Below are 14,114 nucleotides of genomic sequence, written 5' to 3' on the forward strand. Positions count from 1 at the left end.
AGCTGGGACGGAAACGTACGGAGCACATTAAGTGGGGGCACTGACACTCGGGCGGCCTAAGCGCTCCAGAAGCCGCGCAACTGGTCGAAGGGCGGCATCGTCCGAAGTCGCTCCCGAGCGGCAGCAGGTGACCGACCGTCGGACACGAGAGCCTCGTAGATTCTCTGGGCCACCTCGGTGGCCGCCTCGTCGGCCTGTCCAGCTCCTCCGAACGGTTCCGGGTCGTCGCTGGTGTCCGTCTCGTGAAGGACGCGCAGCGCGGCGACCGGCACGGTTTCCTCAAGTAGTCGAAGCACGGCACGGACGTCCTCGGCCCGGGGGCCCTCCGGCCTGAGGACCTCTCGGACAAGCGGATGGCTGCGGTTGATGCGACACACCACCTGATCGTCGGTACGACGGACGTGCCAGGCGTACTGCAGGGGGTCACCGTGGGTGCGTGCCGCAACCCGTCCACGGTGACGCAGGACGTCAGCGGCCTTGGAGCGTGCCTGCCGTGCGATGCGGTGCAGGTGCCTCCGCAGGACGACAGGAGGCACGACGCTGGACTTGCGTACGTCGACGCCCCACTCGACGTCGGCCTCCCCGGGAATGTCCACCGAGATTCGCGCCAGGTTGTACTTCTCCTCGCGCCTCAACCCCCGCAGTCCCAGCCAGTCACCCGCCAGAATGAGTCGGTTCCTGCGGTAGACGTAGAAGCCCTGTTGGTCGAGCCAGCCCCTGGGGCCCGCCGCCTTCTCGAAATCCTCTTGGGAAAGTCTCTGGGAACCCGGCAGAACGAACGCCTCTACCCGGACCGTGCCACCTCCGAGAGGTAGTTCCTCCACAGGCAGACGCTGCACGGACGGATGGTTCACCAGGAAGGGATCCCAGGGCTCCACCGGCGTGCCGGAGATTCTGAGAAGGCGACGCCTGCTCCCCGTGAGGAACCGGGCGAACACCATTCCCAGGTGTGCCTCTGCGCGCGTCGCCTCGGCGTAGAACTGCTTCTGCGTGCGCTCATCGTCCTCCGTCACCCCGGCGGAGTCGTATCCCCTGAGTCGGCGCCAGAGGACCACCGTTCCGCGGCCAGCGGGGGGCTGGATCCTTTTTACGACTGCCATCGTCTCATCGTCGGCTTCGTGGAGCAGGCGCCACTCACCGTACTTCTCGACAACATCCAGGTCCCATGTACGCGTATTCCATTGCTCACCCTTCGAGGTGGTCACGGTGACCTGTCTGGCCTGCGAGAACGAGGCGGACTTGAGCCCCACCCCGAAACGCCCCAGATCCGTGGCGGCCCGCGGGGTCGTCGGCCCACGGGCCGCCACCGTCATGGCCGTGACGAGCTCCTCGGCGCTCATGCCCCAGCCGTTGTCCACCACCGCGACCCAGGAGTCACGGCCCGCCCAGGTGAACTCCACGTCCACCGTGCTCGCTTCCGCGGAGACGCTGTTGTCCACGAGATCCGCGATCGCCGCCGGCAGCGAGTAGCCGAGGGAACTCAAAGAGGCGATCATCCCGGCAGGTTCAGGGGCTGCGATGTCGTACGTCACTTGTTGCCGAATGCCCCGTTCCCGCCCGCAGGTTCAACTGATCGGTACGCAGCTGATGAGGGACGGCTGAGTACCTGTCAGGCGAAGAATGCGCAGATGCGGTTCCGACGTGTCACGTTGTCAGAACCCGCATGGACCCCCACCCGCTTTAATCGTAGACCGGAGTTGGCGAAAGCGCTCCCAGAAGCGCGAACCATGGCGTGCGCACGCCACCCCCACCGACAGAGCGGTCACGGAATTCCCGACGTCCTGACGCGACGCCTTCGAACTGTTGTGTTGCATCCCTGTCTGGAGGTGGCCACTGGCAGAGAGGCGCCCTTGACCTCGGTCCGTGAGAACTGTTCCGTTGGGGAGTCGGGGCGTCGGACTCGGGGGTGGCCTTCGTGACCAGGTCGGTTGGCGTTACGTGGTGTCTCGTCAGCGGCACACGAGCGGAGCCGACCACTCCCCCGGCCTCTGGGGCCTCCGTATGACATTCCGGCGCGGATTCGCCATCGCTGTCGTCGCCGGAGGCGGCGCTGTGACCACGATGCTCGTCGGGCTCGTCACGAATGCCGTGTCCGATGAGTCGCGGTGGCCCGGATGGCTGGGGTGGTTACAGGAGCACGCCTGGTTCTCGTTCGTCGTGTTGGGTGTGACGATGGCGGGGCTGACGGCTCTGCTCGCCGGGCTCTCCGAGACGCGGCCTCCCACCCCGCCGGGGCGACCGGAGGATGGAGTGGGGCCACCGGGGGCCGCCCAGGTGCTGCGTTCGTTGCCGCGCGACACCGCCGCGTTTACCGACCGTGCCGCGGAGCTGGAGCGGCTGGTGGGCTCGGTGCGGGCATCGCAGGAGCGTGGTGAGGGGCTGCCCGTTCACGTGATCGACGGGATGCCAGGCGTCGGGAAGACCACCTTCGCCGTGCACGTCGGCCACCTGCTCTCGGAGCGGTTCCCCGACGGGCAGCTCTTCGTGAATCTCAACGGGCACACGCCGGGGCGTACTCCGGTAGAGGCCGGCGAGGCGCTCGCCTCGCTTCTCGCGGCCGCCGGCGTGCCGACGCAGCAGATTCCCGTCGGTGATGACGTCGGAGCGGTCACGGAGGCTCGGGCCGCCATGTGGCGGAGCAGGCTCGCGGATAAGAAGGCGCTGCTGATTCTCGACAACGCGGCCAGCTACCGGCAGCTGGAGCCGCTGCTCCCCGGCGGGAGTGGCTGCCTGGTGTTGGTGACCAGTCGCAAGCGGCTGGTGGCGAACGAGGAGGTGGTCATGTCGGTGGACGCGCTGCCGCCGGATCACGCGGTCGACCTCTTCGTGCGGCTCAGTGGGCGGCCGGCCGACGCTCTCGACCGGGATGTAGTGGAGGAGTTGGTGCGGCTGTGCGGGTGTCTGCCGTTGGGGGTGTCGTTGCTCGCGGCACGGTTGCGGCACCATCCGTCCTGGAGCGCCGAGGACGTGCGCGGGCGGCTGGTGGCGGCACGGGACCGCCTGGGAGAGCTGCGGGCCGGGGAACGTGCCGTCACCGCGACGTTCGATCTCTCCTATCGGGATCTCGCGCCGGAGCGGCAGCGCTTCTTCCGACAGCTCGGGTTCTTCCCCGGCACCGATCTCGACCCGCACGTGGGGGCGGCGCTTGGTGAGGTCTCGGTCGTGGTGGCCCGTCGGCATCTCGAGGCGCTCTACGACGACCACCTGATCGACGAGCAACCAGGGAGTCGCTACCGGCTGCACGATCTCCTGCGCGACTACGCTCGCGGTCTCGCCGCCGAGGGGGACAGCATGGACCATGTACAGGCCGTCCAGCGTGTGTGCGCCTACTACCTGGCCGCTCTCGCCGTCGCGAACGGGCACATCGTGCGCCGCGGAGCCGCGGTGCCGACGGCGCCGGATGACGCGTCGCGGGTGGAGACGCCAGCCCTGGAGTCGCGGACGGACGCCCTGAGCTGGCTGGAGACCGAGCGGGCCAACGTCTTGGCGTGCGTCCGGCGGGCGAACGGCCTCGCCCTGTACGACCTCGTGGTCCGGCTCGCCGCGGCCATGGCGCCCTTCCTGCGCCAGGCCGGCCCCTGGGACCAGGCCGTCGGGCTCCACCGGACCGCCGCCGAGGCCGCCCGCCACACCGGCGACCAGCGGGCGCGGGGCGACGCTCTCGCCGAGCTGGGTGTCGTACGCCGCTTCATGGCCGCCTACCCACAGGCGATCGAGGCCCTGAACGACGCCGTGACGGCGTACGAAGCGGTCGACGACCGGCGCGGCAAGGCGGACGCACTCAACCAGCTCGGCATCGTCTGGTACCTGACCGCGGACAACGAGGACGCGGCCCGCGCCCAGACTGAGGCCCTCGCCCTCTACCGTGAGCTGGGGTACCGGCTCGGACAGGCGAACGCGCTTGCGGATCTCGGCATGACACGCCGGCAGATGAGCCGGTTCGACGCCGCGGTGGAGGCGCAGAGCGAGGCCCTGACGATCTACCGAGAACTCGGTGACCGGTACGGGGAGGCGAACTCCCTGCGGGACCTGGGTGTCGCGCACTGCCTCATGGGCGCGTACGACCTGGCCGCGCGGCATCACCAGGAAGCGTTCGACATCTACCTGGAGCTGGACGATCGTGTTCACCAGGCTTACGCACTCAATGAGTTGGGCGTCGTCCGGCGGCTGACCGGAGACATCGAGGGGGCTCGGGCTGCGCACAGCCAGGCCCTGACGCACTTCACCGAGCTCGGTGAGCGGTTCGGCCGCGCGACCAGCGTGCGCCACCTTGGCGTCGTGGAGCGTGTGACCGGGGATGCGACAGAGGCGATCCGGCTTCTGGAGGAGGCCCTCGACGACTACCGCGAGCTCGGCAGTCGCGGGGGTGAGGCCGCCTCGCTGAGCGAGCTGGGCGTTGTGCGCGGCGTGCTCGGTGATCGGGACGGCGCGGCCGAGGCGTTCGAGCGCGGCCGGGAGATCCTGCGAGGCTTGGGCGACCGGTGCGGCGAGGCGGAGGTACTGAACCACTGGGGGATGCTGCTGTTCACCTCCGGTGAACCGACGGCCGCTCGCGCGCGCTTCGACCAGGCGCTCACGCTCGCACGGGACATCCGCTGCCCGCTGGAGGAGGCGCGGGCGCTGGAGGGCATCGGGCGCTGCGACTGGACGGTTGACGGGCCTGGTCACGGCGTGGGCTCGCTGCGAGCGGCCGTGACCGTGTACCGACGGTTGGGGGTGAGCGCGGCCGTGGACGACATCGAACGGTTGCTGGTGCCGCGGTCCGGCTGACGCCGACCATGTGGCCGGTTTCCCTGTGCCGGGCGGGTGGTTGAGGATGCTACGTTTCCGGCTGATCTGTCGCTTCAACCCCGTCGCACCGTGCCGCCTCCGGCATGTACCTCACGAGGAGCGATGAATGCCGTCACCCACGTCCGTCACCGAGCCACTCGCCATCACGCCCGCCGGCTCGGCGTCCGCGGAGCCGACGGCGGTCCGCACCGCCGTCCTGGACCGTGTGGCCGCCCGCGTCCGGCAGCGGCTGGAGGCCGAGGAGGGCGCGACGGGCCAAGTCGGTGACGGTGCTCACGCGGCCTCGCTCATCTGGCCCTGGCCGCTGTGAGCACGTCTGCTCGATGACAGAACCCGCAGAACCCGAAAACCCTGTTCCCTTCCGGACGTTCATCCTCAAGGTCGCCAACCGCTGCAACATCGACTGCGACTACTGCTTCGTCTTCAACTCCAGGGACCAGGCGGCGCGGCGACTCCCCGCCCGAATGGACCTCGCTGTGGCCCGGGCCGCGGCCCGGCGGATCGGTGAGCACGCCGCCGCACACCGCCTTCGGACCGTCCACGTCGTACTCCACGGCGGGGAACCGCTGCTCGTCGGTGTCGGTCACATGGCCGACCTGCTGGACGCCGTCCAAGGCGGCGTGCCGGCCGGTACCCGGGTCCTCTTCGAGCTCCAGACCAACGGGACCCTTCTCTCCGGTGCCTGGCTGGATCTCTTCGAGCGGTACGAGGTGACGGTCGGTGTCAGTCTCGACGGGCCGCCGAGGGCGAACGACCGGCACCGGCTGACCCACGCCGGGCGGTCGAGCGCCGCCACCGCCGTGCGCGGCATCGAACTCCTGCGGTCGCGGCCGCACCTGTTCGCGGGACTACTCGCCGTCGTGGACCTGGCCAACGACCCCGTGCAGGTCCACGACTACCTGGCGGCGTTCGAACCGCCCGTGATCGACTTCGGCCTTCCGCACGCGACCCACGACGACCCGCCGCACCGCTCCGACCCGAGCGTGCCCGAGTACGGGCTGTGGATGAGCAGGGTGTACGACGCCTGGCTCTCCCGGCCCGAGTTCGAGCACAGCGTCCGGATGCTGGAGGACATCGTGGCTCTCAGCTCCGGCGTGCGCGGCTCGGTGGAGACGCTCGGCCTGGCCCCACCAACGAGCGTCGTAGTCGAGTCCGACGGCTCCATCGAAGCCGTGGACACCCTGCGGTCGGTCGAGGAGGGTGCCTCCCAACTCGGTCTCGACGTCTTCCACCACTCCTTCGGCGACGCGCTGTCGCACCCGAAGCTGCTTCACCGACAGCACGGCAGGGACGCGCTCGCCGCGAAGTGCGGTGCCTGCCCACTCCTGGACGTGTGCGGCGGTGGCTACCTCCCGCACCGCTTCAGCGCGGCCAAGGGCTACCGGAACCCGTCTGTCTACTGCGCGGACCTGGAGTACCTCATCCGACACGTCCAGGGCTCCCTGCGGCAGCACGGCTGGAACCCGTACACGCGGGCCGCCTCGTCGCCGTAGGCGCGTGTGCCGTACCGCCAGGAGGGGATCACGCGTTGGAACGAACGAGTGCAGCAGCGACCGAAGCGGTCGAGGAACGACAGGAGGCGCCGATGACCGTGACGATCCGTCCCGCGGAGAAGCGGGACGTGCCGGCCGTGGCCGAGCTGATCGAGGAGATCGAACGGTTCTACGGGGCGAACGACACCGATATCCAGCCGCTCGAGGAGCGCCGCCTCCAGGTGGAGGAGGCCCTCTTCGGCGCGCCGCCGCTGGCCTCCGCCCTGCTCGTCGAGGACGAGAGCGAGGACATCGTCGGCCTCGCCGCCTATTCCTTCCTCTGGCCGGCCGCCGGCTCCTCGCACTCCCTGTTCCTCAAGGAGCTCTACGTCCGCGACACCCTGCGTCGGCAGGGCGTCGGTGCCCGCCTCATGGACGAACTCCGCGCCATCGCCGCGGCGCGCCCCGGGTGCAGCCGCGTGGAATGGATGACCGACAGTGACAACCCAGGGGCACGGGCCTTCTACAAGTCACTCGGGTTCGCCGAGTTCGGCGGGAAGATCGTCTACCGGGTCGACTCCGGCACGGCGTGAGGGTGGTACGAGGCCAGTGGAAGTAGAACGCTGCGACGAGTGCGGCAGCAAGATCGTTATCGGGCTCGGATGCGAGTGTCCGCCGGGCTCGTCCGCGTCGGCGTCGGCGACCCCGCGTTCGGTGGGTACGTTCGTGAGGACGGAGTGGCGTACTCACCCGGAGGACACGATCCTGATCTCCCCGGCCCAGTGCGCGCACAGGCCCGGATGGTGCGACCACATGACCGAGGACGACGTACAGCCGCCGCGCTGGGGGTGGATCCCGGATCCTCCGCCCGGGCTCTGGGAGCGGTTGAGCAGCGCTTCTCCGGCGACCGCCACTGCGGGCAATCCGAGGCGGCGGGCCGTGCGACGGTGCACCACCTGTGAGGCGAACCTCGCGCAGGGCTGACCACCGTGCTGCGACATCGCTCTCTTCTCCCTTCGGCGGGCGCGGCCTCACCCGTCAACGGCCGCGCCCGCCTGCGTCAGGCTCAGTAGGTGATGACGAGCCGCACGGAAGGCCGGTCGATCACGGCTCCGTCGGCGAGGTCGCTGTCCGGTGTGTCCGCGGGGTAGGCGGTGACCACGGGTTCGGCGGCCCGGGCCGTGCTCCAGGCGCGGATCTGGGCGCAGATCCGCTCGGCGAGATTGGCGCCGGCGGGGCCGTAGCCGACGGCTCCCAGCCGGAACCGGGGTTCGGCGCCCGGGGCTTCGACGGTCCGCTCCAGGGTGAGGTACGCGATGGAGTCGCCCTCGACGAGGGCGGGGCTCAGGGCGGGTGAGGCGGGGCGGTGGAGGCCGGCCTCCAGCGCCGCGGGCTTCGCGGTGATGCGGCAGGTCGCTCGCTCGGTGGCGCTCAGGCGCAGCCAGACGCCGTCGAACGACTCGACGGGGCCGACCGTCGCATCGGTCCAGGCGACCGACTTCGCTTGGGTGAGGGCGTCGCGCAGGAGTTCCGGGGCGATGGACTGGTCCTCGTCCCAGTAGAGCCTGACGAGCCGGTCATGGTCGATGTAGTCATTCCGCTCTCCGTCCTGGCCGATCACCGGGAGGAAGCCGCACATCTTCACGGAGTCGGACCGCATCCGGCCCTTCTCTCGCCGGAACGCCACGGCCCTGGACAGCCCGCGCCATCGCAGCGGGACCACGAGACGTCCACCGACGGCGAGCTGGTCCCACCAGGCACCGGGGAGGTCCCACATACCGACCGTGGCGATCATTCGGTCGTAGGGGCTGAACTCCGGGGCGCCCAGGGCGCCGTCCCTCGTGACCACGCGAACGTCTTCGTATCCGTTCGCGTCCAGCATCCGGCGGGCGTAGGCGGTCACGTCGGCGTCGATGTCGCATGTGGTGACCTGCCCGGACTTCCCTGTGAGGTGCTTGAGCAGGGCGGCGTTGTAGCCGGTGCCGGCCCCGATCTCGAAGACGTTGTCGTCTTCGCGGACCTCGAGCTGGACCAGCATGAAGTGCACGACGTCGGGCTGGGAGGCGCAGCTCAGCGGAAGTGCGTCCTCGTCGGGGTTCTCCTTGATCGTCACGCTCTTGTTGGCGTACGCCTCCTCGATGGGCACGTCGGGGAGGAAGGCGTGGCGGGGTACTGTCCGCATGGCGGTTTCGACGCGTGCGTCGCGGAGGCCGGAGAGGTCCTCTTTCAGGATGGCGTCGACCAGGCGGTTGCGCAGGTCCTCGGGGGAGGCGCCGGTGGTGGTGTTCATCGCGTCCTTCTGGAAGGTGCCCAGCCGTGCGTTCGGCAGGGGCAGATCGTACTCATTTGTTCTGGTGCGTGCGGGCCGCGGCTTCATCCCGCCAGGAGCAGGCAGCGGTCCCAGGGGGCTGTGATCGCGGTGTTGACGGGGCCAGTGAGACGGACCAGGTGGATGCCTGCCGTGCCGTCCATCAGGCCGGCGTCGTCCGGCAGTCCGTGGTGGTCCAAGTGCTCGTTGAGCCGGGCGTTCAGGCAGGGTAGACGCGCCGCGAGTTCGTCGTCGACGGCGTCGGCGGCGGCACGGGAGACGGTCCGTATGAGCCCCGCCCAGCCGTGGCAGAGGGATGCGTCGGTGAGCTGGGCGAGCTGCTGGTCATCGGCCAGACATCCGGCCAGGGCCTGCTCGGCCTGGTGTTGCCGGTCACCGTCGCCGAGGGCGAGGCCGGCGAGTTGCTGGGCGCGGGCGATGCCGGGGGTGCCGTAGCACCAGGACGGGCGTCTGGGGCCTGGGCGCTGGAGCTCGCCGCGTCGGTGTTCGGCTCGGGTGATCAGGTCCGGCCACCAGACGCGCGAGCCGGTACCGACGCGCCAGCGGTCGAGCCAGTCACAGATCCGGATGATGGCCCGCGTCTGTCCGGGCACCCGGTGGCCGTGGCGCCGTGCCACAGCCAGCAGCGCCAGCGGCCCAGCGATGCCGTGGGCGAGTCCGAAGTTGCCGTGTCCGCCGGGCCATCTCGGCGACGGCCGAAGATCGGGGCTGTCTCCCGTCCACCAGCCGGGCAGACGTTGCGCTTCGAAGGTGATCGGTTCCGTCAGCCGCACCAGGTAGGCGAGAACGTCCTGAAGTTCCGTCTTGTGGGCGCGGTGCAGGTGGTACACGCCCAGCCCGGTCAGTCCGCTGATGAGGTCGTACTCGCCCAGGGTGGGCAACGCACCGCGATCGATGCGGGCGTGTGCCCGCCTGAGGCGGTGGCGCGTGACGTCGGCGAGGTGTGTGTCCAGGGTCGCCAGGGCGCGTGCGGCGGTGCTCGTGTGCGTGAAGCTGAGGACGTACGCGACGGCCGGGGCGCCCTCGTACAGGCCGCATGCTTCGGCGGCGGCCTGGATAGGGCCCTTGAGCATGGCGGCGGCCCACGGCCGGAGTGCGTCCCTGTCGTCTTCGCCGGTGTGGGCCCTGACGGCGTGCAGCAGGGCGACTCCCGCCGCGCCGGAGTACAGCGACTGGCCCCAACCGGGCCTGGTGGGTGTGGGCGGCGCTTCGTGGTTCATCAGCGGCTCTCCCCGGGCCAGGCGACCCATGCGACGGCGGACTGACGGGCAAGGCGGCGGCAGATCCTCTCGTCCTCGCGGTCCAGGCCGCGCAGGCGGTTGTGATGCATGTGCAGCAACGATTCCAGGACGGAGTCGAGGTCCATGCTCTCGGCGAGGCGCTCGCGATACAGCACAAGGGCCACGGCGCGACGGTGCCACGCTTGGGCGAGCGCTTCGCCCCAGCCGCGGGCCCGCGGCGTGGTGTGGCGAACGAGTGCGATGGCCTGGTCGCTGACGCCTCGCTCGACGCGGGCCGAAGGCGCGGGGCGGTTCGCCAGCCACCGCATGCCCTCGTCAGGGCCTAGCAAGCCGCAGGCGATGTCCACCATGCCGACCGCGGCCAGCGCGCGTCCATCGATGCCGTTGGCTCCCAGGCTCCGCAGGGCGGCGTGGACATAAGCCGAGTCGGCCGTGAACACCCCCTCGGCACTGCGCAGGGCGGCGCCGGCGCCGTAGCGGCCGATCTCCGGGGTGTACGTATCGAACACGAGCCTGCTGCTGAGCCCCTCGCGGCGCAGCCCGGCGGCCCATCCAGCGACGAGCTCGGTGCCGGTGGCGTACTGTCCCGGGCTGCGCGTGCGGATGCGCAGGCGCAGGTGATCGAGATCGTGCGGGGTGCGGTAGCGGACGAACCACCACTCGGGTGTACCTGGGAGTTGGGCCACGAGCCGCGCGAGGTGGGTGCCGATCAGCTCATCGAACTGTTCGGGGTGGCTGTAGATCTTGGCGTTCAGCCAGGGTGCCTGCACCGCCCCCGGTACGGGCCCGAGGGTGCCGTTCGTGAGCACGGGGAGGAAGCCGGAAAGCGGGTCGGGTATCGGCGGGCGGGTGCTGGTCATCGGCAGGGCGATCTCGTGGACGTGGCCGCCGATCCAGCCGTAGGTCTCCTCGGCCGGCGTCTCCGTGAGCACGGCATGGCCTTCCCGGTCCAGGTGGGCGCGCAGGACGGTGGCGTGGGCTGGCACGTCGAGTTGGAGTCGACGTGTCCGGTCGTCCTCCCGCAGCTCGACGGCACCGTGGCAGTGCCACCGCTTCCGCCACCGGCCGAGGGCGTCGGCCCACTCCCGCATGTCCGCGCCACGGCTTGGAAGGTCATCGGTGGTCAGGCTCCAGCGGCTGGGTGAGAGGATCACGCGCCCGTAGCGGACGCGCGGCAGGAACGGCAGCCGTGCGCCCTGCGGCCCCCAGTCGAAGCCCGTCCAGGCAGGGCCGAAGGCGCGGGTCAGGTGCGCCAGGAACCGGGCGAGGGGCGGGGGTTGCTTGTCCAGGGCCATGGCGTGGAAGACCTGCGGGTCCACCAGGCGACGTCGGGAGATGCTGACCAGGTACAGGCGGGTGTGCGTGGCTGTGATCGCGAGGTCGTCTACGTCGATGAGCGTCGTCGAGGAGTCGTCGGGGCTGCGGTGCTCGCCCAACGGGATCACGTGTGGAAGATAAGCGGGGATGCGGGCGACGTTCTCTGTGTGCGGGTACAGCGGCGGGAAGGACAGCTGCGCGGTCAGCGCGTTCTCGACGCCCGCGGGAACTTGGCCGTAGATCTCGTCGAGTCCCGTGCCGGTGGCGACCGGAGTGAACCGGGAGGTGAGCGTGCCCGCGGCGCGGGCCGGGGTCACCGTGAGCGTGAAGTCCCCGCGTTCCAGGGCGGACAGACTGTCGGCGTGCAGGCGCGCGCACATCTCCACGTGCGGTGGTGTGTCCTGCCCGGTCGGCGCATCGCCGGCCAGGCGGTTGATCAGGTCATCGTTGAGGACGATCTCTCTGCTGCCGTCGGCGAGTGCCTGCCAGGCCAGGGCCAGCAGCCGCTCGTCACGCTCGGAGACTGTCGAGGGCGGTGCGGTCATGCGGCTGCCGGGATACTCGGCCGGGTAGCCGAGCCCGGACGCCGGGTCGACGACCTCCTTCACTGGCACGAGCGTGCCGGTTCCGTACCGTTCCCAGAAGGCGATCTGGTACTCCTTCCACACACCCTGGCCCGCCGGTCGGCGCGTGAGCCGCAGCAGGGCGTCGGCAGCCCTCTCCATTTCGAGAGCGACACTCTCGGGGATCCGCACCTCGGCGTCCATCCGCAGGTCGACGGCCAGCGGGCTTCGACCCGCGTCGGAGAGCCGACGCAGTCGAGCCGTGAGTTCCTCCCGAGCCGGCCCCTGCGCGCTCGCGGGGCGCTGGTTGTGCTCGTGTACGGCGCGTCGCACTGCTTCCAGCTCGTACAGAACCCGCGCTACCTCCGGCACCGTACCCGCGTCCGCGCCGTGCAGCTGCTCGATCAGGTGGGACAGGGGATCGGTGTCGGTCATCGGCGCGCGCAAACTGGTGATCAGGAACTTTTCCCGCACCAGTACGCCGAGCAGTGTGCGGATGTTCTGCGGCTCGGTTCGGCGGAAGGAGGCGGCCAACTGCTCTGCGAGGGCGGCGAAGTTGACCGGTCGGCGTGCCAGGTCCTCGATCACTCGTACCGCGCTGGTGCGCCGGATGGTGGCCCCCATCGGTCCGCCGTGTGGGACGTGCAGGCGTCCACCGCGGCGCGCCGCCAGGTTGTTCAGGACGACATCCAGGCGCTCCAGCAGCGCCGGGCACGCCTCCAAGCGGACGATGACGTCGTCCAGCCACTCGGTGTCCACCCGTGCCACGGCCCGGTGTGCGTCTCCCCACCTCACGTGCGGCGTCGAGCCCACGTTGGCCGCGGCGACTCCCGCGAAGAGGCCGAACGGGGTCGGTCGCCCGGTGGCGCGCAGCACGTAGCGGACGGTGGCCATGGCGGCGCGCCGGACCTGCTTGGAGCGTGCCGGCTGCCCGCCGCAGATCGTGTCGACCCGCGTGGCGAGATCATCGCTCGCCTGCCGTACGGCGTCGGCGAACCGCGCATCGGCCCACACCTGCTTCAGCCACCTGCCGCATGCCTCCGTGTCGGACGGATCAGGCCACCATGTCGGCAGACCCGTCAGCGGCATCGCGGCGGCCCGCAGCAGCGCCGCGCCCGTGTGCTGGTAGAGCTTTCCGTCGCTTCCCATCCCAATGCCTCCGCCATCAGTGCTGTGAACGGGCGGGGTCGGGAGCGGCAGCGCCCCCGACCCCGTGCACGAGCCGCTGTCAGACGGCGCTCGCGCAGGACGACGCACAGGTCGACGCGCACCCGTCACCGGTGCCGCACGCCTTGGGGAGCAGGTCGGCGCCGATCTCCGTGACGATGGTCAGGTCGATGTCGAACGGGTCGGCGGGCATTCCGGTGTCGACCGTCGCGACGGACGACTCGCTCTCGGTCGTCGCGATCGGATTGAGCATGACTGCGGTCATCGCGGTTCCTCCTGTCGGATGAATCTGAAGGACTGGATATGAGTTGGTTCGTGGTGCCGCCCGGCCCCTGCGCGGCATCGCCGCGCACAGGCCGGGGTTCTGCGTCCGCACCTGCGTGCGACCCCTCTCCGGTTGATCGAATTCCGTAGGGGACCTGGATTCGGAGCATCCGGAGAGGGGAGTCGAGGACACGGGCCGGAGCTACCGGATCTGGCCCGCGTAGAGCGTGGTCAACGTTGTGCCGGTCACCAGGACGGGCAGGAACAGCACCTGTAAGGCGCCGAAGCCGAACCGGCCGACGTACTTCGCCGGGCGGCGAAGCGCCCTTCCGACCTGGCCCAGCAGCTGCCGGAGAGACCCTTGCCGCATGGTGGTCATCACGCCGCCGGTCTACGTAAGGCCGTGGAGTCGGCAGCGTCGACGACCGCCCACAGCGTCGTGATCAGCGCCCCGGTCCGGGCTTGCCAGGCGGCGAGGTTGGTCCTGTCCTGCTCCAGATGACCCAGCATCACGAGCAGGGGGGTGACGATCCCGGCTGCTCTCCCCTGCTCGACCGCGGCCAGAGCGTTGTGCCAGCCCTCGCACAGGGCGCGACTCTCGAACGGTGCCGCCCGGTCGACGTACGTCTCGACCGTCTGCCAGCCGGCGTCGGCGACATACCGCCGTGTGCTGGCCACGCTGTGGTCGGCGGCCTCACCGAGCGACGCGGGCAGGCAGGCGTAGAGCACCAGGCGCGTGCCCGGGGGCACCTCGTGTGGTGCGGTTTGCCTCGCACTGCTGCTCATTCCGCGTTACCTCCAACCAGGTGTGCCGAGACGCCAAGGGCCGGCGTCTCGGAGAAGAGCCTCGCCGGGGGCGGTCGGCGGCGGTACGCCGTCAGCACGCCGTTCGTCCGCCGTCCGGCAGCGCGCTATGAGGCGGAGCCGCGGCGTACCGTCGCGGCTCGCGGGTGGCGAGGCTGATCGGTCC

11 protein-coding genes are annotated in these 14,114 nt (G+C 70.2%); 4 read left to right on the top strand and 7 right to left on the bottom strand.

Going from position 1 to position 14,114, the window contains the following annotated elements; all coding sequences use genetic code 11:
- Positions 1-56: 56 nt before the first annotated feature.
- Positions 57-1,532 (bottom strand): ATP-binding protein, encoded by a 1,476-nt coding sequence (locus IE263_RS11185; RefSeq protein ID WP_189934929.1) that lies wholly within the window; start codon positions 1,530-1,532, stop codon positions 57-59.
- A 469-nt stretch (positions 1,533-2,001) separates the two neighbouring features.
- On the opposite strand from IE263_RS11185, the gene haaT reads away from it, so the two are divergent.
- The 4 genes from haaT to haaN all read left to right on the top strand — a co-directional run bounded on the left by haaT (position 2,002) and on the right by haaN (position 6,856).
- On the top strand, positions 2,002-4,770 hold the full coding sequence (gene haaT, locus IE263_RS11190) for a cyclophane-containing RiPP biosynthesis TPR protein HaaT (protein WP_189934931.1): 2,769 nt from the start codon (positions 2,002-2,004) through the stop codon (positions 4,768-4,770).
- Positions 4,771-4,897: 127 nt separating this feature from the next.
- Positions 4,898-5,101, top strand: a complete 204-nt coding sequence (haaA, locus tag IE263_RS11195) for a HaaA family cyclophane-containing RiPP peptide (protein WP_189934933.1) — start codon at positions 4,898-4,900, stop codon at positions 5,099-5,101.
- 13 nt (positions 5,102-5,114) lie between these two features.
- Positions 5,115-6,284 (top strand): FxsB family cyclophane-forming radical SAM/SPASM peptide maturase, encoded by a 1,170-nt coding sequence (locus IE263_RS11200; protein ID WP_189934935.1) that lies wholly within the window; start codon positions 5,115-5,117, stop codon positions 6,282-6,284.
- Between the two features lie 92 nt (positions 6,285-6,376).
- Positions 6,377-6,856, top strand: a complete 480-nt coding sequence (gene haaN / locus IE263_RS11205) for a cyclophane-containing RiPP N-acetyltransferase HaaN (protein WP_189934936.1) — start codon at positions 6,377-6,379, stop codon at positions 6,854-6,856.
- 473 nt (positions 6,857-7,329) lie between these two features.
- Here haaN and fxlM read toward each other — a convergent pair whose 3' ends face one another.
- From fxlM to IE263_RS11235, 6 genes are all read right to left on the bottom strand, one after another.
- Positions 7,330-8,553: a methyltransferase, FxLD system gene (gene fxlM / locus IE263_RS11210; RefSeq protein ID WP_189934938.1), complete on the bottom strand. Its 1,224-nt coding sequence runs from the start codon at positions 8,551-8,553 to the stop codon at positions 7,330-7,332.
- An 83-nt stretch (positions 8,554-8,636) separates the two neighbouring features.
- Complete coding sequence (locus tag IE263_RS11215) at positions 8,637-9,812, bottom strand: lanthionine synthetase C family protein (protein ID WP_229910905.1); 1,176 nt, start codon at positions 9,810-9,812, stop codon at positions 8,637-8,639.
- Positions 9,812-12,862: a lantibiotic dehydratase gene (locus tag IE263_RS11220; RefSeq protein WP_189934942.1), complete on the bottom strand. Its 3,051-nt coding sequence runs from the start codon at positions 12,860-12,862 to the stop codon at positions 9,812-9,814. Before IE263_RS11220 ends, IE263_RS11215 begins: the two co-directional genes overlap by 1 nt.
- A gap of 79 nt (positions 12,863-12,941) precedes the next feature.
- Positions 12,942-13,145: an FxLD family lanthipeptide gene (locus tag IE263_RS11225; RefSeq protein ID WP_189934944.1), complete on the bottom strand. Its 204-nt coding sequence runs from the start codon at positions 13,143-13,145 to the stop codon at positions 12,942-12,944.
- A 201-nt stretch (positions 13,146-13,346) separates the two neighbouring features.
- On the bottom strand, positions 13,347-13,526 hold the full coding sequence (locus IE263_RS11230) for a hypothetical protein (protein ID WP_189934946.1): 180 nt from the start codon (positions 13,524-13,526) through the stop codon (positions 13,347-13,349).
- Positions 13,523-13,930, bottom strand: a complete 408-nt coding sequence (locus IE263_RS11235) for a hypothetical protein (RefSeq protein ID WP_229910906.1) — start codon at positions 13,928-13,930, stop codon at positions 13,523-13,525. Before IE263_RS11235 ends, IE263_RS11230 begins: the two co-directional genes overlap by 4 nt.
- Between the last annotated feature and the right edge of the window lie 184 nt (positions 13,931-14,114).

The sequence above is a fragment of the Streptomyces aurantiogriseus genome (genome assembly GCF_014649375.1).
In the GTDB taxonomy this organism is placed as follows: Bacteria; Actinomycetota; Actinomycetes; order Streptomycetales; family Streptomycetaceae; genus Streptomyces; species Streptomyces aurantiogriseus.